The sequence below is a fragment of the Bradyrhizobium sp. UFLA05-109 genome, from assembly GCF_054185165.1.
Genome location: NZ_JBBIAR010000016.1, coordinates 47423 through 73786, shown reverse-complemented (window position 1 = coordinate 73786; position 26364 = coordinate 47423). Strand labels below are relative to the sequence as shown.

General features: G+C 58.1%; 20 protein-coding genes and 1 pseudogene. 7 read left to right on the top strand and 14 right to left on the bottom strand.

Annotation, left to right across the window (positions count from 1 at the left end):
* Nucleotides 1-63: 63 nt before the first annotated feature.
* The 6 genes and pseudogenes from Q3C01_RS14130 to Q3C01_RS14105 all read right to left on the bottom strand — a co-directional run bounded on the left by Q3C01_RS14130 (nucleotide 64) and on the right by Q3C01_RS14105 (nucleotide 7031).
* Complete coding sequence (locus tag Q3C01_RS14130) at nucleotides 64-1365, bottom strand: ABC transporter substrate-binding protein (RefSeq protein WP_458145985.1); 1302 nt, start codon at nucleotides 1363-1365, stop codon at nucleotides 64-66.
* Between the two features lie 57 nt (nucleotides 1366-1422).
* Nucleotides 1423-2469, bottom strand: a complete 1047-nt coding sequence (locus tag Q3C01_RS14125; protein ID WP_458145929.1) for a branched-chain amino acid ABC transporter permease — start codon at nucleotides 2467-2469, stop codon at nucleotides 1423-1425.
* A 7-nt stretch (nucleotides 2470-2476) separates the two neighbouring features.
* Nucleotides 2477-3364, bottom strand: a pseudogene (locus Q3C01_RS14120) (branched-chain amino acid ABC transporter permease); the annotation flags it as partial.
* The gene (locus Q3C01_RS14115) at nucleotides 3364-4188 is read right to left on the bottom strand and encodes an ABC transporter ATP-binding protein (RefSeq protein ID WP_458145928.1); all 825 of its coding nucleotides are present in this window, start codon (nucleotides 4186-4188) and stop codon (nucleotides 3364-3366) included. The pseudogene Q3C01_RS14120 and the gene Q3C01_RS14115, both read right to left, overlap by 1 nt.
* 119 nt (nucleotides 4189-4307) lie before the next feature.
* Nucleotides 4308-5414 (bottom strand): dimethylsulfone monooxygenase SfnG, encoded by a 1107-nt coding sequence (sfnG, locus tag Q3C01_RS14110; protein WP_458145927.1) that lies wholly within the window; start codon nucleotides 5412-5414, stop codon nucleotides 4308-4310.
* Nucleotides 5415-6809: 1395 nt separating this feature from the next.
* Entirely contained in the window at nucleotides 6810-7031 is a 222-nt protein-coding gene (locus Q3C01_RS14105) for a hypothetical protein (protein WP_458145926.1), read from the bottom strand.
* A 1034-nt stretch (nucleotides 7032-8065) separates the two neighbouring features.
* Between Q3C01_RS14105 and Q3C01_RS14100 the strand changes: the two genes are divergently transcribed.
* Nucleotides 8066-8311 (top strand): hypothetical protein, encoded by a 246-nt coding sequence (locus Q3C01_RS14100; RefSeq protein ID WP_458145925.1) that lies wholly within the window; start codon nucleotides 8066-8068, stop codon nucleotides 8309-8311.
* Between the two features lie 95 nt (nucleotides 8312-8406).
* Here the strand turns inward: Q3C01_RS14100 and Q3C01_RS14095 are convergent, their stop codons facing one another.
* Nucleotides 8407-8982, bottom strand: coding sequence for a hypothetical protein (locus tag Q3C01_RS14095; RefSeq protein ID WP_458145924.1), 576 nt, complete (start codon nucleotides 8980-8982; stop codon nucleotides 8407-8409).
* A gap of 288 nt (nucleotides 8983-9270) precedes the next feature.
* On the opposite strand from Q3C01_RS14095, the gene Q3C01_RS14090 reads away from it, so the two are divergent.
* Together Q3C01_RS14090 and Q3C01_RS14085 are read left to right on the top strand one after the other, a co-directional pair.
* Nucleotides 9271-10344 (top strand): hypothetical protein, encoded by a 1074-nt coding sequence (locus tag Q3C01_RS14090; protein ID WP_458145923.1) that lies wholly within the window; start codon nucleotides 9271-9273, stop codon nucleotides 10342-10344.
* 225 nt (nucleotides 10345-10569) lie between these two features.
* Nucleotides 10570-11331: a hypothetical protein gene (locus Q3C01_RS14085; protein ID WP_458145922.1), complete on the top strand. Its 762-nt coding sequence runs from the start codon at nucleotides 10570-10572 to the stop codon at nucleotides 11329-11331.
* Nucleotides 11332-11655: 324 nt separating this feature from the next.
* On the opposite strand, the gene Q3C01_RS14080 is transcribed toward Q3C01_RS14085, so the two are convergent.
* The 3 genes from Q3C01_RS14080 to Q3C01_RS14070 form a co-directional block, all read right to left on the bottom strand.
* Nucleotides 11656-12417 (bottom strand): hypothetical protein, encoded by a 762-nt coding sequence (locus Q3C01_RS14080; RefSeq protein WP_458145921.1) that lies wholly within the window; start codon nucleotides 12415-12417, stop codon nucleotides 11656-11658.
* A gap of 642 nt (nucleotides 12418-13059) precedes the next feature.
* Complete coding sequence (locus tag Q3C01_RS14075; RefSeq protein WP_458145920.1) at nucleotides 13060-13971, bottom strand: nucleotidyl transferase AbiEii/AbiGii toxin family protein; 912 nt, start codon at nucleotides 13969-13971, stop codon at nucleotides 13060-13062.
* Entirely contained in the window at nucleotides 13958-14812 is an 855-nt protein-coding gene (locus tag Q3C01_RS14070; RefSeq protein WP_458145919.1) for a type IV toxin-antitoxin system AbiEi family antitoxin domain-containing protein, read from the bottom strand. Before Q3C01_RS14070 ends, Q3C01_RS14075 begins: the two co-directional genes overlap by 14 nt.
* A gap of 267 nt (nucleotides 14813-15079) precedes the next feature.
* Here Q3C01_RS14070 and Q3C01_RS14065 point away from each other — a divergent pair, with 267 nt between their 5' ends.
* From Q3C01_RS14065 to Q3C01_RS14055, 3 genes are all read left to right on the top strand, one after another.
* Entirely contained in the window at nucleotides 15080-16264 is a 1185-nt protein-coding gene (locus Q3C01_RS14065) for a nucleotidyl transferase AbiEii/AbiGii toxin family protein (RefSeq protein ID WP_458145918.1), read from the top strand.
* Nucleotides 16265-16338: 74 nt separating this feature from the next.
* Entirely contained in the window at nucleotides 16339-17361 is a 1023-nt protein-coding gene (locus tag Q3C01_RS14060; protein WP_458145917.1) for a PIN domain-containing protein, read from the top strand.
* A gap of 289 nt (nucleotides 17362-17650) precedes the next feature.
* The gene (locus Q3C01_RS14055; protein WP_458145916.1) at nucleotides 17651-17818 is read left to right on the top strand and encodes a hypothetical protein; all 168 of its coding nucleotides are present in this window, start codon (nucleotides 17651-17653) and stop codon (nucleotides 17816-17818) included.
* Here Q3C01_RS14055 and Q3C01_RS14050 read toward each other — a convergent pair.
* From Q3C01_RS14050 to mhpA, 3 genes are all read right to left on the bottom strand, one after another.
* Complete coding sequence (locus tag Q3C01_RS14050; RefSeq protein WP_458145915.1) at nucleotides 17782-18159, bottom strand: site-specific integrase; 378 nt, start codon at nucleotides 18157-18159, stop codon at nucleotides 17782-17784. The two genes, Q3C01_RS14055 and Q3C01_RS14050, sit on opposite strands and share 37 nt — an antisense overlap.
* Nucleotides 18160-19039: 880 nt before the next feature.
* Entirely contained in the window at nucleotides 19040-20104 is a 1065-nt protein-coding gene (locus tag Q3C01_RS14045) for an alpha/beta hydrolase (protein WP_458145914.1), read from the bottom strand.
* 2 nt (nucleotides 20105-20106) lie between these two features.
* Nucleotides 20107-21681 (bottom strand): bifunctional 3-(3-hydroxy-phenyl)propionate/3-hydroxycinnamic acid hydroxylase MhpA, encoded by a 1575-nt coding sequence (mhpA, locus tag Q3C01_RS14040; RefSeq protein ID WP_458145913.1) that lies wholly within the window; start codon nucleotides 21679-21681, stop codon nucleotides 20107-20109.
* Between the two features lie 100 nt (nucleotides 21682-21781).
* Here mhpA and Q3C01_RS14035 point away from each other — a divergent pair, with 100 nt between their 5' ends.
* Nucleotides 21782-22690, top strand: a complete 909-nt coding sequence (locus tag Q3C01_RS14035) for a LysR family transcriptional regulator (protein ID WP_458145912.1) — start codon at nucleotides 21782-21784, stop codon at nucleotides 22688-22690.
* A 600-nt stretch (nucleotides 22691-23290) separates the two neighbouring features.
* Here the strand turns inward: Q3C01_RS14035 and Q3C01_RS14030 are convergent.
* Nucleotides 23291-26347: an efflux RND transporter permease subunit gene (locus Q3C01_RS14030; protein ID WP_458145911.1), complete on the bottom strand. Its 3057-nt coding sequence runs from the start codon at nucleotides 26345-26347 to the stop codon at nucleotides 23291-23293.
* Nucleotides 26348-26364: the final 17 nt, after the last annotated feature.

The window sequence follows — 26364 nt, the reverse complement described above, 5'->3', positions numbered from 1 at the left end:
ATCCATCCCAAGGCGGTACCGTTCGTGAGCTGACGCCTTCGAAAGGTACCGCCTATCCCTTCACTACTGGCTCACCGGATCATCACCGGAGGTACGGATCTTGATGCCATGCTCTTTGGCATAGGTCGCCGATGACTTCTCGATGATCGGCCGGAGGAACGCCCAGTCTGGTGCGATCCAATCCGAGACCACCTTCCACTTGCCGCCGTCCCATTGTTGAAACGTGACACGGCCGTCGCCCTCATGATTGTCCCAGGTGACGTTGATCGAATGAAACAGTCCTTTCGCGCCAAGTGCTTCCACCCGCGCCGGATCCAGCTGGAGGTGCTCAAAGCCCCAGCGAACCTCGTCGCCCGTCAGGGTGCGCTTGCCGAACTTGGCCTGTGCGATCCGGACAGCTTCGACATTGAGGATGCCATTTACAATCCCGAGATTGTGATAGACGCTACCGATCCGCTTCTTGTCGTCGAGATTGCCCTTGTTCGCGCCGTAGACGGTTTTGATCACCTCCTGCAGCACGGGATATTCGGCGCCAGACGCCTGGGTCGTAGTCGCGATATAGCCCTTGGCTGCATCACCAGCAGGAATGACGTCTTCCTCGGAATTGGACCAGACATTGCCGATAATGTGGTCGGCTGGGAAGCCGACCTTTTGTGCGGTCTTCAAGGCCACGGGATTCATCACGCCCCAGCCGCGCAGGACCACATAGTCCGGCTTTGACCGTCGGATCGACAACCACTGCGATTGCTGCTCGTTGCCGGGATGCGGGACCTCGATCTGCTCCAGGCCAAAGCCGTACTTGTCCGCGAGCAGCTTATAGATCGGGATCGTCTCCTTGCCATAGGGTGAGCCATGATAGAGCACGACGATCTTCTTGCCGTTCAACTTGTCCGGGCCGCCCTCTCTCGACGCGATGTAGTTCACGATTCCCGAGGTCTCGCTGTAGGGATTGAGCAGCAGCGGAAAAACGTAAGGAAACACCCGGCCATCGGTCGAGTCGGTGCGTCCATGATTGATCGTAATCAGCGGCACCCTGTCCTTGCTGATACGGTCGATCATGGCATAGGCGATGCCGACCGACAGTGGATTCCAGGCAGCGATGCCGGGACGGTTCTTCAGCCGCGCATAGACCTCTACGCCACGCTCGACCTCGTATTGGGTCTCGCCCTCATCCCAGGTCAATTTTACGCCGCCAACTCCACCGTCGCGGATGTTGACCAGATTGAGGTAGTCGATGAAACCACCGAAGAAGCCGGTGCCGCCGGCCGCATAAGGACCAACCCGGTAGCTTTGCAATGGAAAGAACTGTTCGTCGGCGTGCGCCGCGAACGTACTGGCGAGGCCGGCAGCCAGTGCCGCCGCCATCGTTAGCTTCAATCGTCCGAATATCTTCATTGCAAGGTCCCCTTGGTTGATCAGACATCAAGTCGGGATTTCCGGGCGTCCGGCGGGCCGAACTGCGAGCCAGGCGCGATCCCATAGAGCGACCAGCCCGCGCGGCTCTGTGATCAGAATAGCAATGATGAGCGCCCCGATGACGATACGCTGGCTCATCTCCAACACGCCCGAATCAAACACGTTGCCCAGCAATGCTGCACCGATACGGGACAAGAGAAGGGGGAATACGACGATAAAGGCCGCACCGATGAATGAGCCGCGCAGCGAGGCCAGCCCGCCAATAATGATGATGAACAAGATCTGGAATGAGCGGTCGAGATTGAGGCCGGCCGGCTCGACTGTACGCAGATACGCAAAGGCCCAGAGCACGCCGGCAACGCCAATGAGGAACGAGGAGATGCCGAAGGCCAGCAGCTTGGTTCGCAGCAGCGGCACGCCGATCACCTTGGCTGCGATCTCATGGTCGCGCACCGCGATGAAGTTGCGGCCCGACTGGGATCGCAGCAATCGCAGTGTCAGCAAGGTCAAGATGACCACGATCGTCAGCGAGAAGACATACCGCTCCGCCGCGCTTGTAAAAGAGAGGCCCGCGATCCTCAGTACGGGCGCATCGATCACGCCGGACGGATTGTCGTTAGAGTACCAGCCGAACTTGGTGAGCGCCCACTGTACGAAGAACTGCGCAGCGAGGGTCGAGACAGCCAGATAGAAGCCTCGGAGGCGCAGACTGGGCAACCCGAACAGTGTCCCAACGGCAGCAGCGATGGCGCCCGCCAGCACCAGATCGATCAGCAGGGGCAAGCTCGGGATACGGAGGTGAAGGTTGTAGGCGGCGTAGGCGCCAACCGCGAGGAAGGCGGCCGAGCCGAGCGAGACCTGTCCGGCATATCCGGTGAGAACGTTCAGTCCTACAGCGGCCAGAGCCAGCACGAGGAATGGCGTGAGCACTGCATCGAGCAGATAGTCCGATCCAACTAACGGAACCACACCATAAGCGACCACCAAGACAATCGCGCCCCAGACAGCCTCGGCCGACGGCCAGCGCGATTGGCTGGGGAGGGAAATCGCCATGACCTAGTACCCTCGCCACCAATTTCCGCCCGAACAGGCCTGACGGCCGGATCAAGAGCAGCGAAAGTGCCACGACATAGGCTGCCCAGGTCTCGATGCCGCCTCCCAAGGAGGGCCCGACATAGACCTCGGCCAATTTCTCGATTGCTCCAACCAGAAGCCCGCCGACGATCGCCCCCAGGATGGAATCGAAGCCGCCGAGCACGAGCACCGGCAGCGCCTTCAACACGACCAGCGACAGAGAGAACTGCACGCCGAGCCGTGCGCCCCACAATAGCCCACCGACCAGGGCCACGATCCCGGCCACCGCCCAAACTGCGGCCCAAACGCGCGGCAACTGCAGGCCGACTGCAAGCGCTGCAAACTGATCGTCAGCGACGGCCCGGAACGACAGTCCGGTGCGGGTGTAGCGAAAGAAAAGCGCAAACAGGGCGACCAGACTTCCGGCGAGCGCTGCCGCGAACAGATCGAACCGGCTGACCAGCACGCCGGCGACTTCGAACGGGGTGTCACTTATTCCGATGTCGAGCCCATGCACTTGGGTGCCCCAGAGGAGCTGTGCGGCGCCTTCGATCACGTAGGAGACCCCTAGCGTCGCCATGAACAGCGTGATCGGCGGCTGGTTGACCAGCGGCCGCAGCACCGCACGCTCGATCGTGATGCCCAGCGCGATCATGATCGCCAATGTTGCCGCGAGGCCAACGGCAAACGACGCGCCGCGCTCAACCAGGCTGACGAAAGTCAGCGCCGCAAATAGCAGCATCGCGCCTTGGGCGAAGTTGAGTACGCCGGAGGTTTTGTAGATCAGCACAAAGCCGATCGCGACGAGGGAGTACATCACCCCCGACAGCAGGCCAGCGATCAGCACCTCAACGAAGAACTGATAGTCGAACATCAAACCGCAAGCTCCGCATGATTCTCGTGGTCGACGCCGAGATAGGCATCGATCACGGCCGAATCGGCTCGGACTTCCTCAGGCGTGCCGTCGGCGATCTTTCGTCCGTGGTCGAGCACGGCGACACGGTCGGACAGCCCCATGACGACGCCAATATCGTGCTCGATCAGGACAACCGCCGCGCCAAAGCTGTCGCGGGCGTTGCCCACATGCTGCGATAGCTCGTGCTTTTCGGCCTGGGTCACACCCGCGAATGGCTCGTCCAGCAGCAGGAGCCTTGGCCGGCCCACCAGCGCCCGCGCAAGCTCGACACGCTTCTGCACGCCATAAGGCAGCGTTCCGGCTAGACTGTCCTGAACGCGATCAAGATGGAGGAAGTCGATGATCTCCTTCGCCGCCGAACGGTTCTTCGCCTCGATCCGCCGCGAAAGCGGCGAGCCGAGGATCTGCCGCAGAAAGCCCGACCTCACACGGTGCGTAAGCCCCATGAGCACATTGTCGAAGGCCGAAAGTCCCTTGAACAAAGCGAGATTCTGAAACGTCCGCGCCACACCATAGGCGGCGAGCTTGGACGTCGGCACCTCACGGAAGGAATGCTCGCCGAACCGCACCTCGCCTTCATCGGGCCGGTAGAGTCCGCTGACGACGTTGAGCAGCGAACTCTTGCCGGCACCGTTCGGCCCAATGACCGCCAGGATTTCGCCCCGCGCGACCTGCAAATCAATATCGCGCAGTGCAGCGACACCGCCAAAGCTCAGCGAGATGTTCGAAAGTCCGAGGACCGGACGTGCGAGCGTAGAAGGTTCCGCCCGACTCACAATCACTGCGCCGCGCTCTGGCCTCGAGTGACGGACATGTTCGCCGGCAGAATCTTCCTCCAGACAAAGCGCAGCCGCTCCCCTCGCAATCCCCGCCACTTGGCCCCCTCCCTTAACGGACTCGACTATTCGGCCGCTTGCGCCTGCACGGGCGCGCTCGCCTCGAGCTGGCGAACGAGCGGGATCACATGTTTGCCGAAATATTCGACCTCTTCCTGGAAATGAAGGAATCCGAGCAGGATCAGATCGGCACCAGCGCCCTTGAGCTCGATAATGCGTTCGGCGACCTGTTCTGGGGTTCCGATCAGGTTCGAGCGGAAGCCATCATTGTATTGAACGAGGTCCTGGAAGGTGGATTTAGCCCAATTGCCCTCGCGCTCGGGGCTGGCATTGCCGGCATTCTGGACCTCGTGGTGGAATCCGCGAACCGCATCTGGGATTGCCTTATCGATAATCTCCTGCAAGACCTCCTTGGCTTCGTCTTCTGTTTGCCGGACGACACCGAAGGCATTGATTCCAATCTTGGTGCGCCAGCTTTTGCCGAAGGCCTTTTCCTTGGTCCTGATGTCGTCAACCTGGGCCTTCAGGCCGTCCGGCGTATTGCCATTGGTGAAATACCAGTCGGACACACGGGCAGCCATGTCGCGGGCGGCCCGCGAAGAGCCCCCCTGAAAGATCTCCGGCAACGGATCGAGCGGCTTTGGCTTGAGCGAATAGTCGTTGAACCGATAGAAGTCGCCTTTCAGAGTGAAAGTTTCCTCGGTCCAGATCCCACGCAGCGCAGTGATGAACTCCTCCGAGCGGCGGTAGCGCTCGTCATGGTCCAGCCAGGGCTCGCCGATCGCATGGAATTCGCCGCGGAACCAGCCCGAGACGACGTTGACCGCGACACGCGCATTGGTGAGCTGGCTGATAGTCGCGATCTGCTTTGCGGCCAGCGCCGGGTTCCAAGGCCCGGGAAGGAGAGCGGCGATAACCTTGAGCTTTTCCGTCGCGGCAAGGAGCGCGTGAGAGAAGCTGACGGACTCGTGCTGCTTGTCGGCGCCATAACCTGCGGTGAATCGGATCTGACTCAGCGCATAGTCGAAACCAGCCTTCTCGGCGATCTGAGCAAGTTTGCGATTGTAATCAATGTGCCAGCTGGTGCGCTGCTCGATCGAAGAAATCACGAGGCCGCCAGATACGTTCGGCACCCAGTAAGCGAATTTGATCGGATTGTTGCTCGCAGTCATGCTGTTTGTCCCTCGAGAATCGAGTTTACGTGGATAAGAGCGACGACCTGAATCAGGCAGCGTTGTGCCATCACGCCCATCGAGACGGGCACGGCTCACGTGCTAGTCAAAGTCGTCGTTTAAGCTATTGATTGAGAAGCGCTACAGCCGTCTCAGATACGATCCGTGAGCGCGCGCATTTCTGTCGCTTCAACACAGGTACGCGCAACAGCATCGACCAGCTGTGGGCTTGGTCAAATCACTCAACTGGTCGACGAAGTTGTTGCACATCATGAGCGTCCCGGTTGCCATCATTGCACGACTATCGTCTCAGAGAAGCCTCGACTGCGCGAGTCGAAGACGAACTATTTTTCCGACGGTTGAGATAATCCGATTTTGTAATTCTTCATCAGACGCGACGTTTATTGCGCGAATGAGAACTCGCACTGGCTGAATGCCTACGAGCTTGTCGCAAAGCTCACGATCGTCAGCCAACGTCCCTCCTATTCGCCGATAGGACCTCCGCTCTTTACCTAACAGTCAGGATCAGCCCTTCTAATCGTCCCATGAACTTTTCTAAAATCCCCGCCATGCGGCCTCTCGAGGCAGTGCATTTCCGAACTACGATCACTGGTCCCGGCGATTTCGCCTGTATGCTGGAGCAGGCCGTTTAACTGGCTACTGAGGTCGGCATGCTGCAACTCAACACTGAAGTCACGAGGAGGGCTCAAATAGTATGACTAGCTGTCGCAAACAAAACAGATGCCGTTGTCCCGCCGTGCTGGCCACCTGACGCCATGTCCGATGATGACATCAAACGCGGCGCGACGTGCACCTTGACACGTCATCGCTCCACGGAGCGCATTTTCATGTTTGATCATCCATCGGAAACAATCATCGAGGAGAGCGGACGAACGATGTCCGCCACCGGTTCGCCTCGCCCAGGGAGACGCTACTCGAGTTGTACGGCCCGATGGTGTTCTACATCCTTGCGCCAACACGGACGATTATGCCGCGACCACGCGGCGTTCTGGAACGGGAAAGATCTTAATGCTGGCGCCTGCCTACGACATCTGTCCACAAACCAGGACGGTAGGAGAAACAGCGAGGCGATGCCTATTGTTGGCAATCACCGCACGAGCTGCACGTATGCCGCCCTTAGAAATTGCGTGACTACTCAAGACGCCGCAAGGCGGCGAACGATAGAAGGTTGTAGCCTCCCCGAGTTGCGCCGGTTTGGCGAACCAGCCCATATGAACATAGTGAGGACAAACGCAATGTGTCAGACCGACGCTAGTTCAGCTATCTATCTGAGAAGGCGTTCGTTTTTAAATCGTAATGGATTGTACCCAATTTGGGGTGTATAGTACCCAAAACGGGGATAATATGACGTAAAATCTGAGTCCGGCGAGTGCGCTATTTTCCAACGTGCAGCAGCGCGTGCTGGGGCTCATCTTTAGCAATCCTCAGCGCAGCTTCTATACATCGGAAATCTTTCGGAGCGTCCGTTCTGGCAGAGGCGCAGTCGAACGCGAATTGGCGCACCTTGAACAAACGGGGCTGATCTCCGCCGAGCGGATCGGCAATCAAAAGCATTACCGAGCCAATCGTGCATCGCCCATCTTTGAAGAATTGCACGGCACGTCTTAAAGACTGTCGGGCTGATTGAGCCGTTGAAGCAATCACTCAGGCCCCACGGAGATAGGATCAAAGTTGCATTCGTCTATGCATACAAGTCGGCGTATGTTAGATCGTCGCCGATGATCATGATATCGATGTCACTGCGCGCCCGTATCGCTGCCTTTCGCAACTGAGCCAGCCGACGCGCAGAATGAAACCCTTTCCGCTGAAAGCCGGTTCGACTTGCCTACGGCGCTGCGCATGGTCTCGCTCTTGCCGCTCTGCGGCTGCACGGTTACCGTTCGGAAAATCGCTATATCGTTTTCCAAGCACTTACCCATACGGTCGCAGGCTTGGACCCCATGGCCGGCGCATTTTTAGCAAGAGCCATAGCGAGCGCAATCTGGCTGAGTATGAAGGTCGCACCGAAGTCGACGAAAGGCTACTCGACGAGCTGATCCGCCAGACCATCAGTCTGCAGAAGGCCATAAGCACCTTCAAGCCGCCTGCGGCATGACCAATTCGCTCCCGACAAGATCGCAGATCGCAGCGCGGTCGATGACGCAGAACACGATTCCTTCCGCACGCACGCCCCCCCCGAGCAGATCAGTGAGATCACTTTTAAGGCGATACGGAACGGCACCTTCTATATCTACTCACACCCTGAAACACTGGGCTTGGTGAAGCAACGATATGACGCGGTCGTTTCGCGACCGGTTCCCCTTCTTGCCTTCGAGGGCGCTCCGACACTTAACGATCGTGGCGAACGCTTGCTTTCCACCATGCACGGCTAAGTGCGACGCTCGACCTGCTCTGATCGCGAGCTAAGCCCTCCACGGTCCCTTGGTTCGGGGGCATCAATGTTTGGGGCAGTTCTTCTCGGCTACGCATCTGACGCATTGGATCGCCCAGGTCTTCAAGTTCTCGGCTGTGGGTTGGCGAATGATCACTCCCCGGATGCGGATGTTTTGCCACGCCCGCCCCTCTCCCGGTCCTTTGCCGTCACATGCAATCGGCACGGTAACCGTCCGATTGTCCGCCGATATTGTCGGTTGACCATACCTGCCGTTACTCTGGCTTATATTCTCGACAGTGATTGCATCGAGCGAGCGGTTTTGAATGATCATTCCCGCTGGCGCGGTGTAAGTCACCGCACCACTCCTGTCATCACGACGAATACGGGGCGGAAAACCTACGACATCCCCGGCCGGGCAAGTGATTTCCCCTTCCTGGGTGAACTGTTGGGGGCTTTCGTACGCTGCTTGCTGATCCGCCATGCATTGATCGATCTCGTCTGACCAGGCAACGCGCGTGGAATGCGCCATGACGAGCAACAAGCCTGCAACTGTCGCGCTTCGATGACGCAGTGACCTCGGCATATTGAGTGCTCCCTTCACTTGCCGGCCTGCAGGCACTGGCGTGATTGAACCGTCACCTCTGCCACGGACAATTTTTCCTTGTCGATCGCATTCAGGCAGGCGTTGACACGCGCCACATCGACTTGCGGCCCCTGTCCGGAAGGCGAAGCAGGAGGCGTGTCCGAGCGTGGTACCGGCTGGACGACCGGAGGCGATTGGGTCGGCTTCTCGGATTTGGAGACAGCGACCGATTGACCGAACGTGACAAGTTCTGCAAATGAACCTGGCCATCGGAAAAAGAAGCAACTAATGCAAAGCCCCAACACCACGCAAATGCTGAGCGTGAAGGCCCATACGATTACGAACACCGGCACGCGCAAGATGACGAAACCCTGACGCTCGCGACCGAGAATCCGCGCGATGGCAGAAACGATGAAGAACAGGATGAGCAATACGAGAATGACGATTGCGCCAAGGGCGGCGACATTCCAACTGATACGGAATGACTCGATGATTGCCAGCACCGCGACGATGGCAATCGCAGGCCATACAATCCGGGTGGCGGGATACTCTCGATTTGCCTCGCGCAAGAGTTCAAGAGGCGAAACCATGCGAATTCCTCAATTCAAAAACCATTTCGCAAGACCAGGACGACCGGCGACCGGGTTACCCCGCAATATCATGCACCTAAAGAAGTAATAGAAAACTTTTTGATTATTCAGGCCTAGACAGCCTACAATCTAGAGATGTGATGTCGTTGTCAAGCTGAGCACATGGGCGCTGGCTCCCTCGGTGCAGCGGCGGCATACGTCTAATTCACAAGATATAGCCGTCGCGGGCATGGATACACTTACAGGGGTCGCTTCGCCGCCCCCAATCGCATCGGAACCCAAATCCTCATGAATCAAGATATCATTGCTTTGCTCAAAGCAGCGCTCGAATGCAGCGTTCTGCTTGCTCCTCTCGAGCCGGGCTTGTCTGTGCAGGAATTGGGGGAGATCAGTCGACGCGCCGGCTACCAGGATGGCGAAATCAATGACGCGCTCCCTCATGTTGGAACTGCCTATTTCGGCGTTCAACGCCTGCTTCCTACCCATCATGACCTTCAGTTCTGGCGGTTCTACTTCCAAGAGGAGCCTGACTATAGAAATTTCGTGGCCTTCGACTTCATCGTGTCGCAGCTGAACGCCCTCGTCCGATCGGAAGGGGCCGCCAGAGCTGCCATCGAGCGCTCCGTACTCGTGGAGCGAGCGGCGGCTCAGGGAATTCCTCGACATGATGTTCAGGCGGCTCTGACCTGGCAGCTCATGGCAGGTCAGCTTCATGAAAAGGACGGAGCCGTCCGGTTCGAGAGCCAAAGCGGCGTTCGTCAGCTTCCAAGCGAGCAATTGAAGCTTCATCCACAGCGACACCGGAGACCGCAACGGGACCGAGCGTATGGCCTTGTGAAAGACGTCATAGCGAGAAGAACTGACGGGCGCCCAAATTTCGCTGAACCGCTGGAGGCTTTTGCAGACGAGCTCGAGACACTCGGCTATGGGCCGTTTCGGCTGTGGTGGACCCAGACCGTCGCGGAGCTTCGAATTCTGGACCCAAATCTTTCGCCTGTCGAAATATCAGTGCTTGCGGCCGCTCTTGTCGAGGCCGCTCTGACTTTTGTCGTCCGGCATGGCCGCAGCAAGGGCCAATTCCAGTCGCCCGAATACGATAGGGATCCTCAAGCTTGGAAGATCGAGAAGCTGGTGGCCAGCGCGGCCTCCGGTGGCCCTTCTGCGGTGCTCGACCTGCCAACGAAGGCCCGAGTCGAACTGCTGATCCGCACACGGCAGCGCATTCACGCCGGGCGAATGTTGTCAGATTTTCCTGGCGGCCCACCTGACTTGCGTCCCGATGAGGCCCGAGACGCCAAAGCGACCGCGGAACAAGCGGTGAGAGCGATCCTGGATTGGCTGCGGAAAATGCCGAGACGTTAATCCAGCGCGTCCCAGCGGCTGAGCCGGCTTAGCGGCCGCGAACCTCATTGGATTAGCTACAACCGTATTGAACGATCGACACCCGCGAGCCGCATGCGTTCGGGGTGAACTCGCACAAAGCACGTAACGAGTTCCGATTTTGCCCGCATGTGCAAGGGTTTCGCGCTTGTGATTCAAAATCAACTCGATGTACGAGACGTCGCGAGCATTTCGGCGGGAAGGTCGATGACTACTTACAATTTCACGCTGGATACGTTCCTCGACCGCCGCGAGATGCGATCCCTAATCATCAACGATACGCGGCTTCAGCCAGATCATTTCAAATTTGAGAAGGGGCAAGCGAACGCGCTCATTGAGCGATTTCGCGCCAGCGCCCCCGACTTCTGCCGGACATACGACACCTTCATCGCAATCTTCGATGATTTGCGAAGCGCACTCGCGTCCTATCGCCTGTCCGCACAACACTCGGAGCCGATACGCCGGTCTGCGGTTCTATTGTCGCTACTAGACGGCTTCCACATATTCGCCAAACCATTCATTCCACCATCGGATTCCGACACGATCCCCGAATCGGACTTGATGAACCTTCGCGCCTTCCGGACAGCCGACGGCAACGACTATTCGGCCGACGACCTCTTGGAGGGTATTTTCGACACTCTCAAGGGTGCACTGGATTATTGCGCATTCCTCGAGACGCGAGCAGATCGTGACGATAGTGCGAGGCCAGACCTTCGCCTGCTATTCAGAGTGTTCAATCAGTTCAGGACTTATAAGAACGATTGGTTTGAATGCCTTTGTCTCGGCAATGAGGTGGATATGGAGCCGGAAGCGCTTGCAGACAATGCTATTGAGATCGCACAACGCATTGGTCTGGCGCGCGAGGGCTCGCTAAGAATAACCGCGACACGAACGCGCGACTCAGTCCCGTGCAGCAGGGTGCGCTTCTCAAGGGAGCGAAGCACCCGGTCATACTCCTCCTTTTCATAAGCTATTGTTTCCGCGGGCTCGTGTGTCCGACTCTCACCGATGGTCGTATAGACGTCGTCGGTCAGCTTCTTAAAGGTTGGTAAGCCGACACCAAAGGAGACGCCCGCTCCACAGAGAAAGATGACGTCGCCATCGCTCACGGAGCGAATGAGATCGTGCGGAATATCAGCGCTGTTCGCGAGAAATTTCATTTTGAATATTCTGAACGACTCATTCTGTTGCGGGTGAGATCAAACAAGATATCAAAACGGGAGAGTATCTACATAGCGAGCACCTCCCCGCAAAAGCAGACCGAGATGCGGCCCCCTCTCTGGCTTGGGGTTTCTATGGCCGGTTTTTGTATTCGATAAAAAAGGCCGCGATACGCTGCTCGCGTCTTAGTTTTTTCTCGTCTAGCGGGAGATCCAGAAACCCGTAGAACTCCTCAATCGTCCTGAACCTTGCGGCGTGCCCAATCAGAAAGAATATCGCCTGACTCGCGAGAGTCTCGGTTTGCATGAGAATAACATCAGCTTCCTTGCTAACAGTGCTCGTCGAATGGACGGCTTGATTTCTTCGTATTCTGAGATGCTTTGCGATTTCACGGGCGTCATCAGGATCTTTGAACAGCCGCGCGATCCGTTCAATGAGTTGGTCATACTTGTCCGTACCCGTCAGTTTCTCAAGGACCTGCCACATACCAAGAAATGACGCATCTGCCTCGTGGAGGTCGAGCGCTCGGCAGTACCGTAGGAGCACGTCAGAAATGAATTCCCGCATGGGATTCTTCTGGAGCTTCTCCCACCATCGTTGAACAGATCGACGATAATCCGGCGGATCGCTAAACTTTATGGTGGGCGCATTGTGAAGCCACCGATGCTCGTACCAGAACGTTTGGGTCGCCAGCGAGCCGTCGTGCTTGTGAATAGTATGGAGCGGCCCGCGCCGAAATCGGTTCATGGCATGCGGCTCTGACAGTTGCGCGAAAATATTGATGGACTTGGACGAATTAATGAGAAGATTTAGTAACCCGCGAAAGCGATCAATCGCGTCGTTCGCCTTTTCAAACGCGTCAAATGGATCGTAAGCCGAGACGTGAACCAGCATGGGCGTGAGATCGTCATCTGACGGCAACTTCAGGAACGCCCTCTGATGTTCAAGCTGCCCTGTGCCTTTCGGATGTTACGCAGAGCGGCCCCGCGCGAACCGGGTCCCCAATAGACCCGGGTACTCCCCTCCGCTACCCAATCGACCAGCCTTGGCCCGGAATATGTGATGGTAGTGTAGAGAACGAATTTTGACTCCGTTCTCTTCGAAAGAGCTTCAAATTGCTGATTGCAACGGGCCAAGAATGCTTCTGGATCCTTGAGCGTGATTGCAGGATCCGACAGCGATGAAGCGATACAGCTCTCTTTCAGGCGTGCCGTCTCGGGCGTTGTCGCCCTTACGGCCGTGTTCAGGACTGGAAGCCAAAAGTGATAATCACCTGCATTGAAAGAACACTTCTGATCCTGGACTATTCTGATCTCGGCGAATTTGCCGAGAATTAGATTGCTGTTGACTCGCCCCCATTGAAAATGCGGCGGCTTGGACGACCCCACGGTTCTGCTCCGGGCCATTCGGGACCTCGTCAATCTTGCGCCCAGCTCGGAGTGATGGCCGGAAAAACTGAGCCCGGGAAATCCGGATATGGGAACGAAAGGCTAGGTGATAGAATCAACAACCGGGCAACAAGCCTAGCGTCTAACGCTAAGCGACGAGTACCTTTTTGAGACCATCCACAAGCTGATCCCGTTTTTCCTTCGATAACTTATCGAGGTTCTGCTGGCGCCACCTGACGGCCGGCAAATCGGCGGCGTCCGGCACGTCAAGAAGATCCCAATCGGGCTGACCGCGCTCGAACGACACGAGGAATTTTCGATAATCGTCCGGCATCTTGCCGACGATCTCATCAACGAGTTTCTTGCGCGCGGCAATCAGTTCGTCCTTTGAGACGGGCTTGTCGGTCATACCTTCAAACCCGTGAAGGAATTCGTCGCTGATATCCTTCTGTGGGGATGCAAGCACCTCGAACATCGGACGATCGTGACTTAGTAGGTAGACGATGAACGCCTTACGGATCTCATCCGTGATGCCTTCATTAGCCAGCAGATCGCGAACATCGAATAGATCGCGTGGATGCTGCCGATCCAAAGCCGCGACGATTTTTCCGGCATAGAGGTCGGCGAAGGAGACCGTGCGAGCCTCTGCAAACCCAAACTCTTCCTCAACGGCGGGGCGCACCGAGGTTAGAACGGGCTCGAAGACGCATCCGCGAAGTACGGGCGTGACTTCAATCTTGATCTGGACGTTCTGGGAACGAACGACAAGTTTGACGATGGTTCCCTCCTTTTGGGTCTCGTGGACCTGCGCGCCGGGGATTTTCTCTTTGATCTTGCCGACGATGCGCTTCATCGCCGCGTCAATGTCGGCAAGGGATTCAGCGCGCGGCGCAACGGGAACATAGGTGAGATCGATATCGACCGAGAGGCGTGGCATATCGCGAACGAACAGATTCATCGCGGTACCACCTTTCAGGGCGAAGCACTCTTCGTCCGTGACGAACGGAAGAACGCGCAGCAGGAGCGCGACCTGTTTCTTGTAAACGTCAGCGAACGCCATCGAGGTCTCCGGGGACGGTTATCTGATAGGTGGGATCGAGGACGCCACCTCTCACGAGCATGCGTTTGCCGTGGCCCAGATCGACGCCTTCTTTGCTGAGGCGCTTGAGCCAGGCATGCTGGTGGCGGTCGGCAAAGTAAAAGAAAAGGCGTTTGACCTTCACGCTCGCACAATCCTGCAAGAGCTTTTGCAGGCGATCCGGCCGAAGATTGGCGAGGCCGCCAAGCAGAGCATCGACTTGTTCGAAACTTTCATTGTTCGGCAATTCGTCGAGCAGTTCGAAGACGGCGCGCTCCGGCGTCGAGAGCGTTAGAGGCCAGTCCCATTGCCCCCAGTTCAGTTGAGCGACGTCGCCTCCCCGAAAGGCCGTGACGTCGAGCATCTTCCCAGTTTCGACATTCCAGCGGACGCTGCTTATGCCTTTTGCGACGGGTTCGTTTTTGAAGAGCCGCCGGTCGTTGTGGTAGACGAACTCGACGGGCAGCGGCAATTTTTGAACCCAGTGCGGCGGCGCCTTTGGTCCGTAGAAATGAACGCGCGTCGTCGATTGCGGAAGGTAGTGCGCATAGCCTTGCAGTTCGAGCGCTGTCCGCCCGCCAACGACGAGCGGCGAATAGTTCAGGATCGTCTGAAGGGATATGATCACCTGTTGCCAGCTTAAGGTGCCGCGCGGCCGCCGGAAGACACCGCGAGTGGGCTGTTCGAGCCAACCAGACTTCACGTACAGATTTTGGAGCTGGGTCGAGTAGCCGCTTCGCTTAAGCCAGACGGAATCCACCAGCAGTCCCTCGGGAAGGAGCTTAGCGAGCTGGTTTAGAAGATGTCCTTTTGATCCAGTCATACTTGATAATATAGCATACATCCAAACCAATAGCTAGTTTGAAGAAATCCTCGTATATCAACCTATACTTGATAAAATCTGCATAGCTTAAACTAGCATAAATTTCGGTGGAAACCATGGGCCTGCCGCGAACAAATGAGGAACAAAGCTACCTAAGCTGATATCCTTACCTCACGCCCGCGTGGGCCGCGCCGGCCGGCCGGACGGACATCCAAACACTGGCTACGGCTCGGCTCAGGGTTCCGATCAGGACGATAACGAGGCTCAATGATTACCGATGCTGAAATCGAGCAGAAGGCCGCTGAGCTGGATATTTCGCCGCAGAACGTTGAGCGGGACTATGTCCACGGCTGGCTGTTACGCGAAATCTTTGCGCACCAGCGACTTTCAAATCTTTTGGTATTGAAAGGCGGTAATGGCATTCGCAAAGGATACCTTCCCGGCACTCGATATTCCAAAGACCTGGATTTTTCATGTGAGACTGCGCTCGACGAGAACCAGCTCCACGCTGATTTGACTGACATTCTTGCAGCAGCGAACACTGGCAGCGGTGTTCAGTTCGTGATGGACCGGACGCGCATCGCCGAAAAACAATTAAAAATCCCCGGAGTCCAAGCACTGGAAATTCGGGTTTATTTCAAGGGATTTTACGCGGAGGAGAGCGTCACGCTGCGCTCCCATATGGACATCAACGAATTCGAGAAGCCTTACCTGCCCATCCAGACGCGGCCGCTGCTGCATCCCTATTCCGATCAATCGGCATGCTCGGGGCTGATCCGCTGCCAGAAACTCGAAGAGCTCCTTGCGTCAAAACTCACCACTCTTCTCTTCCGGCGCAAGGCCCAGGATCTCTTCGATCTGTTCTACTCAATCGTTTTTAGCAAAGATTTTCCTGTGAGCCGCGCCGAGGTGGTGCGCACCTTTCTCAAGAAATCGATCTATGACGCCGAGGCGCAGCAGGCACGAATGCAATTACTTGCTGTACCGCTCCAATTATTCCGCGGCCTCTGGGACGATCTGGTAACACCCAAGGCCAGCCGCATCAGCTTCGACATGATACAGGGACGCTTTGGCGCTCTGATCGAGGAGCTCTTCGGCCTGCTTGAGCCGGTGGCAATCCGTCCCACGGGCGGCCTCCGGCGTCCGCTGGCCAGATCATTCTCCTACGGCGGCAGCTTTATCCCAGTAGCTCGCCAAATCATCATCGAAGCCGGCCGGTCACGCACAATGATCGAAGCGGAGTATCACGGCGTCAGACGGCTGATGGAGCCCTACAAGCTCGAATACAAGATCCGCAAAAAGGATAACCGCGGGTTCGAGTATTTTTGGGCATACGATCGCACTGGAGGTCGAACAAGTGGCCCCGGCATCAAGTGCTTCTTTTCCGACGAGCTGAGAAACATCACCTCGACCAACCAACCCTACGCGCCGCAGTATGACGTTATGTTCTGATTGCGGTCAAACAATCGAATGAGGCAGACTTAGAGCATATTCGAGCACTACACTTCCCGGAAAGCCTAACTGCGATGTCCGACGAAAAGCCGTATCATGTTCTTTTGGATGCAAACATTTGGATAGCCGAACGGTTGCTTCAGTCAGCAATTGGCAGCGCCCTCTTGTATGCCATGACCGGCGCCAAGGCATCGATACTCCTGCCCGAAGTGGTCGAGCTTGAAGTCAATCGCATACTACCGGCGATGGCGGAGAAAGCCGTGGCCCTCATCAGCCGCGAGGGTTCCTTATTGCGCCAACTCTCGGGTCACAATCTTCTGTTCACTGGACCTTCGCCGGTCGCAATCGAAGATGGGATTAGGCACCGATGGAAGCAATTAGAAGGCATCTTAATCCGAGTCCCGTTCACACACGCTCAGGCAAAATCAGCGCTCAGTCGAGTCGTTCAAAAAAGCGCTCCGAGCGGCGAGAACAATGAGCAATTTAGGGATTGCTGTATCTGGGAAGCGGCCCTGTCGGCGGCGACGGATCACACAGTCCACCTGATAACGGCAGACGCCGCCTTCTATGATGGCCGTAACAAAAATAGCGGTCTCGCCTCCACACTTGTGGATGAAATCCGAAGCGGAAAAAGGGACATCCGGATTTACCCTGCCCTCAAGGATTTCCTGAGCGCCATTGGCGATAGCGCAGCCGCTATTGAGCAGGAAGCGATCGGCGCCTCCATCCTGGGGGCTGTCGATGAAAGAGCACGCGAAATCGCAAGCGAGACAGGGAAGTTTGAACTCGGGGCGTCACACAAGCCAATACTTAGGGGGTACGCGACCCCCAAACCCTCGCTCGTCGCCATCTCCTTCGAAGTCGCATTTGACCTGAACTACGTTGACGCTCAGAGCGAGAGATCAGACGAGGCGAAGCTCACCATAAGAGGAATCTGTTCTTACGATCCCAGCAGCAACCAAGTTTCTGAGATCGAAGTGCGCGAGTGGTCTACCCATCTGAAGGGGCAACACATGAGCTGGGGCAGCCTCTCACCCGACAAGCAAGCAATGGAACGACAGTACGGCCCTTCCCGCGTGCGGATCATCTCGTCCTGAATTCTGAACGGTAGCCAGTGACGATCAGTGGGGCTTTATCCGAATTTACAACCGTACTCACTCAAGCACTTGGTAGTGCCAGCGATAGGCAAAACCACTTGGCTTGATCGCCGATTGGGATGAGTTGAGCAGAATGGGAAAGCCTGTCAATCAAGGGCAATTCCCAAGGATTGCGGCGGATTTTGACAGCGTCCGGTGCTGTGATGGTCGTGCACAGCCGAGCACGCCGCCATGTCAGGAGAGGCCTCTTCCCAGCTAACGATGAATCGAGCGCATAGAACGCGCTCTGGTGCTGCTCGCCTATTTCATCGAACTCGATGGGGACGTCCATCTTCCGATGTACGAAAAATTCGAGGCGGAGCTCCAAGAGCTTAAGGACAAAGAAGGCACCAGAGCGCGCGCTCGCCGCCGGCTGATGGCCTACAGCGAAGCAGGAGCCTTAAAGGCGATCCGCTGAAGATACTTAAGCTTCAGTTCGAGCGACGGACCCTTGCCGTATTTCGGCTTGTAGGTCTTGTGACCCATGAGGCTATCGATGAGACTATCGGGAGCCTCAGCGGCGATCAGCCGATCTTTAAAGCTGTGCCGCAGTGAATAGACCGTGTGATCCTTGGTCGGGCGGAGGCCATTCGTCAGCAGAAATTTGTTCAACACGGCGGATAGATTCGAAGACTTGTCGCGGTAGCGCGGAAAACCTTCCGGTCGTTTCTTCATAGCCGCCAGCGCCGCGCCGACCAGCGGAATGTCACGCTGCGAATCGGCCGTCTTGAGGCGGCGCCCCTCCGGCAGAATCTTCACGTAAGGTATTGGCCCCTTCAGGACGATCGCGTCCTCTTGCAGATTGACGACTTTCCGAAGGCCGCAGTCCTGTATCGGCCACTACGTACAAGACCAGTCGAGCATCCTCGTTCAAGCCATCCAAAGCGCCCTTCGCAAGCAGGCGCTTCTGAACGAATTCGGTTTCATAGGGCACTCGCGGCCGTTCGATCTCGCCTTTCAACCGTAGCCCCTTGAAAATATCAGGCAGGTTGAGCCGCCGTCGAATACTGACCTCCTTCAGCATCTGGTTAAGCTGGCCGATATCCTTGTTGCCGTCTTGGGCTCCGCCTCTCCAGCAATGATACGGCTGCGCCACCATTCGCAGTATTTGATGCCGTCTTCTTCGGTGATTTCATTGACGGGCTTATCTTCAGCAACCTTTACGAACCGCTCGACGGCCCGTCACGCGGATCGAGCTTTGCAAACTCAATCGGTACGCGACGAACGAACTGCCAAGTGCCATGACGGCGAGTGAGAAAGTCGGGGCATTCTTGAAACGTGTTGGACGAAATGTTGGACGTTTCTTGAGAGCATACGTATCAAACACAGCCAGAAAAGTCTATGTATTTCGGTTGTTTGCGTAATTTATGGGAAAGCTTGGGAAGGGATGGAGCGGGTGAAGGGAATCGAACCCTCGTATTCAGCTTGGAAGACTGCCGCCTTTTCCCGAGACGCATGGGTCAGACCGCTCTCCCCTGACTGCATGCGGGTACGTGACGCTTTGGTCCAACGTCGGCAAAATAGCCGGCGTCGGGATCGTCGAGCTGGACCAGGACGTCACATCGTTGGCAAGCCAATCGTGGACCCTGACGCTCGAACTGGCTTGGCCCGGCGCGTATCCCGATCCAGCGGCCTCCGGCTACGATCTCAGCACCGCGCTGAACCAGTCCGCTACCAGCGTGTTTCGCTCATCTGGATGGTTGTAGATCGTGTGCTCGCCGTCTGGCCAGGACCTGACTCGCGATCGGGAATCGGTGTTGCCTTCGAGAAACGAACTCTGAGATCCCGACTTGACCAAGGCGTCGGCGCCGCCCTCCAGCACCAGCGTCGCGCACGTGATAGGGACGTGGCGGCCGTCGAAGACAAGCCCGGAAACGCGCTCGGCCAGCAAATCCGGATCGTGGCAACCGAACATCGCGGCGAGCTGCTCTTGCGCCGTCCGGAACGGCGGCACCTCCGTGCGTGGTGGGGCCCCATTGACACAGCAGGCGTGAACACGGTTGTCGCGGATAGCGGTTAGTGCTGCGAGGAGCCCGCCATAGCTGTTGCCCCACAGCCCGATTCTCTCACCAGGCGAGCGCATCAGGGCAAGATCGACGAAGCGGCTCAAGCCGCTTGCGACGTCATCATCGGCGTGGATGCCTCCCTCGAGCCTGCTCTCGCCCTGCCCTGGACCATCTACCAGGAAACATGCGATTCCTCGGAGACAGAGCGCTTCCGCCATCGACCGATAGGCCGTGGACCAGCCGCTCATGCCCCCGAACACGATCACGCTTGCACGGGTCCGCTCCTCGATCGGCAGAAAGTGCCATCCGAACAGTGTCCCCTGCCGGTATGACACTTTCACCTTCGTCGCCGGATATTTCGACAGCGCGGCGAAACGACCGAAGCAACCGGTCATGCGGCGGTAGAGCTCTCGCTTTCGGTCGCCATCCCTATTGAACGCCATTTGAGCAAAAAGCAGGCTCACAGCGGCGGCGTGCCAGCGTTCGCTGGCAAGCGCTGCGTCATTGGCCGCCTCGGCAAGTCGTTCCTGCTCGTCTGCCATCTCCTCAAGCACGAGGTCCCAGGGCCTCCCCTCGCGCACCCGCCGATGCGCGAGCTGTGCCTTCTCGAAGGTCATGCCATAGTCGATCATCCGCGTGATCGGCATCGCGCGGCACATAGCTTCAATTTCTTTGGCGTGTTCTTCGGATAAGGTCATGTTCACGCTGCCAACGCTGCCGTGCGCCACGACAGTTTCTGCTGGAGATCGTCCACAAGGCCGGCGACATCCTTCAGCCCAGCAGCAAAGCCAAACAGATTGGTGTCCGGACGGGTCACCATCGCGACAGCGTTCTTTTCGGTGAGATAGGACAAATAGATTCCATCGAGATCGAGCATGCGTTCGACGCCGGCGCCGGCATCGTCAGCAAGCGTCAATGCGCGACAGCCGAGGCTTCGAAGAAAGCCCATCCGCGATGAACCAAGGACAGCCGCTGGATTACGTTCAGCAATCAGGGCGAAAGTGTAACCGACGTGATCGTCGAGCCTTGCAACTCGATCACCGATCTTGACTCGACCCTGTGGCGGCACCGAGCCCACGACCTTTCCCCAGCGGGCACGACGGTCGTCCTGGATGATGCCGGCGGAAAGGGGAGGAAATGGCGGGGGCGGCGGGACCAGGTTGAAACGGAAAGCCAGGTCACGGAAGAATGCGACCGTGCGGCTATGCGTATTGGCGAGCTTCCCCAACATCACGGTGGTACGCATGATGTGGGTGACATGCGGACGGCGCTCGGGCTCGTAGCTCTCAAGGATTTCCGATGATGCGACGTTCCGGAGTACGAGGTCGAGCTTCCATGCGAAATTCGCTGCGTCCCTGATACCGGAGCAAGCACCCTGCCCGAGATAGGGCGGCATGGTATGCGCGGCGTCACCTCCCAGGAACACCGGCCCGATGCGCCAGCTCCGCGCCATACGGCATTCGAAGGTGTAGACGATCTGCCTGATGATCCGCAGATCGTCCGGGCCGACATCGTGATAATGCTTCAAGATTCTCCACGCGCTCTCCGCCCGCTCCATCTCGTCGGTGTCCTCGCCCGGCAGCAGCGCAAATTCAAACCGCTGCCGATTTGCGCCGATCGGCAGGAACATGTGGCCTCGAGCCGGGTCGCAATACTGCTTGGTTTCCTCGAAGCTTGCGGGAAGTGGCCGCTTGCGCTCCCCATCGATATTGAGCCAGCGCTCGTTGAAGCCGGAATCGTCGCGCTTGATCCCAAGCGCGGACCTGACGAAGCTCTTGGCGCCATCAGCCGCAAAGACGTAGCGCGCGTGCGCGGTTTCCGCGGCCTCGCCTGCCCTTAGCGCGAGTTCGACCTTTCCGGCTGTTATCTTCAGGCCGGTGAGCTCCGTCCCCTGGCGCACGGTCACGTTCGGCAAGGTGCGCACTCTACGGTCGATCGCCGCCTCGATGTCGGGCTGGTGTATCGAGATATGCGCTGGAAATCCCATCGGCAGGCTGGGAATGCCGGCGACATCGACCAGCCGCTTTCCCTTCGCATTGTAGAAGATGTAGGACTCGATTGGCGATGAATCCCTGAGCGCCTCCTCGATGTCGCATGTGAAGCTGAGAAGCCTCGCGGTCTCTCCGTCGATATGCGTCAGCCGCGGAAGACCATAGAGGGACGGCCATCGTTCGACGACTAGGACGCGGTGGCCGAGCTGTCCCAAGAGCGATGCCGCCGTCAGGCCCGTCGGCCCATAGCCGATGACGGCAACATCGAAATCAGTCTCAGCCACGAATTTCCTCCCGGCTTCTTTTTTGCAGCTTGAGATACTGAGAGGCATGGGTACAATCGATTGTTTTTATGGGCCGTATTCATGGCGTGGATGCCTCATCATGCGCTTCAAAGGTCTCGATTTGAATCTGCTTGTCGCGCTCGACGCGCTGATGACCGAGCGCAGCCTCACCGCGGCGGCGCGCACCATCCATTTAAGCCAGCCGGCAATGAGCGCGGCGGTCGCCAGATTGCGTGACTATTTCCGCGACGATCTCTTCACGATGCACGGTCGCGAACTGGTTCCGACGCCGCGTGCCGAAGCGTTGGCCGGTCCGGCGCGCGAAGCCCTGCTGCACATCCATCTGTCGATTGCCGCACGTGATACGTTCGACCCGGCCAAGTCGGACCGCCGCTTCCGGGTCGTGCTGTCTGATTTTATGGCGCTGGTGTTCTTCGGGACAGTTATCGCGCGTGTCGCGCGCGAGGCCCCCGGCATCACGTTCGAACTGCTTCCGTTTGACGACCAACCGGACGAGCCGCTGCGGCGCGGTGAGGTCGACTTCCTGATCTTTCCGGAAATGTACATGTCAAACGCGCACCCCAAGGCAAAGCTGTTCGACGAGACGCTGGTGTGCGTGGGCTGTCACAAGAACAAAGAGCTTTCACGCAAGCTCTCCTTCGAGCGGTACATGTCGATGGGCCATATTGCGGCGCAGTTCGGACGAACGGGCAAGCCTTCGATCGAGGCATGGCTCTTGCTCGAGCATGGTCACAAGCGGCGTATCGAGGTTGCAGTGCCGAGCTTCAGCTTGATCCCGCCCCTGCTGCTGGGTACCGAGCGGATCGCGACGATGCATTCACGGCTGGCGCGACATTTCGCAACGACGATGCGGCTACGGATCGTTGATCTTCCAATACCGCTACCGGCCTTTACGGAAGCCGTACAATGGCCGGCTCTTCACAATAATGATCAGGCAAGCGTCTGGATGAGAGAGATCATGTTACAGGAGGCGGCCCGCATGGCGTGAGACCTCAAGACATCGTATAGCTGCTTGGAGACCGGAGCGTTTCGCCCCACTCTACCCGAAAGGGCTACCTGAAAAACGTTCGCTTTTAACGGCGACCTTGTTTGTCGCATCAAGCAACCTGAGCGACTTTCGCAATTGGCTTGAGGCCGAAAGAAGGGGCAATCGCAGCATTCATCCAGAAGGGGCGGCACCTACCGATCGAATCAGGGCCGGCGGCGGTTATTTGATTTGGCGACGAGCGCGACACCGAAGTCGCGCCATTGGGGTGAGAAACCCGATGCCCTATTCGCAACTCTTTCGGGGTCGGACCGCACCCTGATAAAGCATGCAAATGCCAGACCACCACGATCGCCCGTACATTCGCCCTGAAGATGGATGGGAATCGATTCTCTCCGCGTAGATCTCGGTTTTTTCGCGCGCATTCGCGTAAAGCTACATGTCTCGCACCACGTGGCGGCCGGCGGTCCGACGATACCACCAATCTCAAGCAATGCGGCGGCACGCGCCGCAGCCCCTAAAGATGAATTGGCCGAAACCGCAAAGCTGGCCCCCTTAGTCGTCCTCAGCAGCTCTGCCGACGCCCGCACTGACCGGTGTGCTTCAATTCGAAGCCTCTGCTGCGACCTTCGGCCCACGATGGGCGATGAGGGCATAGGCGACCGGCACCACGAACAGGGTGAAGAGGGTTCCGATCGAAACGCCTGTGGCGATCACAAGGCCCATATTGTAGCGGGACACGGCGCCGGCGCCGCTCGCTGTGACCAGCGGCAGAACGCCCAGCACCATGGCCGCCGTCGTCATGAGAATAGGCCGCAGCCTGATCGTCGCCGCTTCGATGATGGCCTCGGTGCGGCTTCTCCCGGCGGCGCGCAACTCATTCGCCACCTCCACCATCAAGATCCCGTGCTTGCTGACGAGACCCATCAGGGTCACGAGCCCGACCTGGGTGTAGATGTTGATGCTGGCGCCGCCGATACCGATGCTGATGAAGACCAGCGCGCCGGCGAGCGACATCGGTACCGATATCAAAATAATGACCGGATCCAGGAAGCTGTTGAACAGCGCGGCAAGCGAAAGATAGATGATGATCAACGCGAACAGGAACATGGTAACGAAGCCGCCCGTCTCCTGCTCGAGTTGGCGGGAGGCGCCGGCGAAGTCGGTCGAGTAGCCCGCCGGAAGGGACTTGGCGAGGGTCTTCAGGGTCGCGAGTGCATTGCCCATCGCGACGCCCGGCATCGCCACGCCGGAAATGGTCGCGGAGTTGATCTGCTGAAAATGGTTGAGCGCCTGCGGAGCGGCCTTGTTGTCGAGATGGGCAACCGTCGCCAGCGGCACCATCGTGTTGTTGCTGGTGCGGATCTGGTAGCTCAGCAGTTGCTCGGTGGTGAGGCGGTCGTTTTGCCGGACCTGGGCGATCACCTTGTAGGAGCGGCCGTCCAGGTTGAAATACTCGACGTAATTGCCCCCCAGCATGGTCGCCAGGGCGCCACCGAGATCGCTCATCTTCAACCCGAGATCACCGGCCTTGTCGCGGTCGAACACGACGGTGCTTTTCGGCTTGTCGATCTTGAGGTCGTCGTCGAGGAACATGAACTGTCCAGTTTTGAGCGCCTCCGCCATGAAGTTCCGGGCGACCTCGTCGAGCTCGCTGAACGAGCCCGTCGTGCCGATGACGAACTGGATCGGCAGGCCGTTGCTGCCCGGCAGCGCCGGCGGTTGAAATGCCACCGAACGCGTGCCTGCGATGCCGTTGAGTAGGTCCTGGAATTCAAACTGAAGCGTGCCGGTGGTCACGTTACGCTTGTCCCACGGCTTGAGCACCCAGCCGGCGATTGCCTGCGAGGGCGTGTCGATCTGGAAGACGAGCCCGGTTTCAGGGCGCTTTGCGACGAGGTCGTAGACCTGTTGCGCGTAGAACTGGCGCTGCTCGGGCGTGGCCGAGGGCGCCGAATTGGTCATCGTAAGGATCACGCCTTGATCCTCATCCGGCGCGAGTTCGCTTTTCGAGCTCGCATAGAGCCAGGGAATGCCGGCGAGCAGCAGCAGCGCGAACACCACCACGACAGACTTGGTGGCAAAAAGAGATTCAAGGCGGCGGCGATAGGCGGCGGTCAGCCGCTCCAGCCCATGATCGATCCTGCGTACCAGACGCGCCTGCCAAGTCGCAGCATCCCGCTCGGTTCGGCGCAGCAACCAGGCACAGTTCATGGGGGACAGGGTCAAGGCGATGACCGCCGACACGGCAACCGCTCCCGCCAGCGTGAAGGCGAATTCCGTGAATAGAGCGCCCGTCAGACCACCCTGGAAGCCGACCGGAACGTACACCGCGATCAGGACCACCGTCATAGCGATGATGGGGCTGCCGAGCGCGCGGGCCGATTGGATCGCCGCCTCTACGGGCGGGGTACCCTGATCAATCAGGCGGTGGACGCTTTCGACGATGATGATGGCATCGTCGACGACGAGCCCGATCGCGAGCACCAGGGCCAGCAGCGTCAGGAGATTGATCGAGAATCCCATCAGAAGCATCAATCCGAAGGTGCCGATTAGGGACAAAGGGATCGCGATCACCGGGATCAGCACCGACCGCCACGAGCCGAGGAAAAGGAAGACCACGATGGTCACGATGGCAACCGCCTCGACCAGCGAATGGACGACCTCATCGATCGAACTGCTCACGAAATCCGTCGAGTCGTAGAGGATCTCGCTGGTGATGCCGTTCGGCAGATTCGCATTGATGTCGGGAAGGACCCTTTTCACCCCCTTAATGACATCCAGCAGGTTCGCGGTCGGCGCCACCTGGATGCCGAGATAGACGGCCGTCCTGCCGTTGAACTTGGCCGAGCTGTCATAGTCGTCGTTGCCAAGCGTCACATTCGCCACGTCCTTCAGGCGGATAATCGCCCCGTTCACGTGTTTGATGACGAGGTTGCGGTACTGCTCGAGCGAATGAAGGTTGGTCGTGGCGGACAGATCGACCTGGACGAGGTGTCCCCGCGTCGAACCGAGACCGGCGATATAGTCGTTGCCGGACATCGCGGTGGAGACGTCGCTCGCCGTCAGCCCATAAGCTCCGAGCTTATCGGCGTCGAGCCAGGCACGCAGGGCGAACTTTTTGCCGCCGATCAACTCGGCGGTCTGAACGCCCGGCACGGTCTGCAGCTTGGGCTGCACCACGCGGGTCAGGTAGTCGGTGATCTGGTTGGGAGCGAGCACCGCGCTCGCAAACCCGATGTACATCGCATCGATAGTCTGGCCCACCTTCAGCGTCAAAGTCGGCTGCTGGGTACCGGTCGGAAGCTGATTGAGGACGGAGTTGACCTTGGCATTGATCTCCGTCATCGCCTTGCCGGAATCGTAGTTCAGTCGCAGGTTTACAGTGATAGTGCTGGTGCCGGTGGTGCTGCTGGAATTCATGTAGTCGATGCCGTTCGCCTGAGCGATCACGTTCTCCAGCGGCGTGGTGATAAAGCCGGTGATGATGTCGGAATCGGCACCGGCATAGGCTGTCGTCACGGTGACGATCGCGTTCTGGGTACGCGGATATTGCAGGATCGACAACGAGGTCATCGACCGCAGCCCGAGGACCAGGATCAGCGCGCTGACCACCAAGGCCAGCACCGGACGACGGATGAAGATGTCCGTGAAGCGCATATTATCGGCTCTTGCTG

Excerpts from the sequence above, each read along its gene's own strand:
- Q3C01_RS14130 (WP_458145985.1), bottom strand. The coding sequence starts at position 1,365 with ATGGCGGCGGCACTGGCTGCCGGCCTCGCCAGTACGTTCGCGGCGCAC.
- Q3C01_RS14125 (WP_458145929.1), bottom strand. The coding sequence starts at position 2,469 with ATGGCGATTTCCCTCCCCAGCCAATCGCGCTGGCCGTCGGCCGAGGCT.
- sfnG (WP_458145927.1), bottom strand. The coding sequence starts at position 5,414 with ATGACTGCGAGCAACAATCCGATCAAATTCGCTTACTGGGTGCCGAAC.
- Q3C01_RS14095 (WP_458145924.1), bottom strand. The coding sequence starts at position 8,982 with ATGGTTTCGCCTCTTGAACTCTTGCGCGAGGCAAATCGAGAGTATCCC.
- Q3C01_RS14090 (WP_458145923.1), top strand. The coding sequence starts at position 9,271 with ATGAATCAAGATATCATTGCTTTGCTCAAAGCAGCGCTCGAATGCAGC.
- Q3C01_RS14085 (WP_458145922.1), top strand. The coding sequence starts at position 10,570 with ATGACTACTTACAATTTCACGCTGGATACGTTCCTCGACCGCCGCGAG.
- Q3C01_RS14080 (WP_458145921.1), bottom strand. The coding sequence starts at position 12,417 with ATGCTGGTTCACGTCTCGGCTTACGATCCATTTGACGCGTTTGAAAAG.
- Q3C01_RS14075 (WP_458145920.1), bottom strand. The coding sequence starts at position 13,971 with ATGGCGTTCGCTGACGTTTACAAGAAACAGGTCGCGCTCCTGCTGCGC.
- Q3C01_RS14070 (WP_458145919.1), bottom strand. The coding sequence starts at position 14,812 with ATGACTGGATCAAAAGGACATCTTCTAAACCAGCTCGCTAAGCTCCTT.
- Q3C01_RS14065 (WP_458145918.1), top strand. The coding sequence starts at position 15,080 with ATGATTACCGATGCTGAAATCGAGCAGAAGGCCGCTGAGCTGGATATT.
- Q3C01_RS14060 (WP_458145917.1), top strand. The coding sequence starts at position 16,339 with ATGTCCGACGAAAAGCCGTATCATGTTCTTTTGGATGCAAACATTTGG.
- Q3C01_RS14045 (WP_458145914.1), bottom strand. The coding sequence starts at position 20,104 with ATGACCTTATCCGAAGAACACGCCAAAGAAATTGAAGCTATGTGCCGC.
- Q3C01_RS14035 (WP_458145912.1), top strand. The coding sequence starts at position 21,782 with ATGCGCTTCAAAGGTCTCGATTTGAATCTGCTTGTCGCGCTCGACGCG.
- Q3C01_RS14030 (WP_458145911.1), bottom strand. The coding sequence starts at position 26,347 with ATGCGCTTCACGGACATCTTCATCCGTCGTCCGGTGCTGGCCTTGGTG.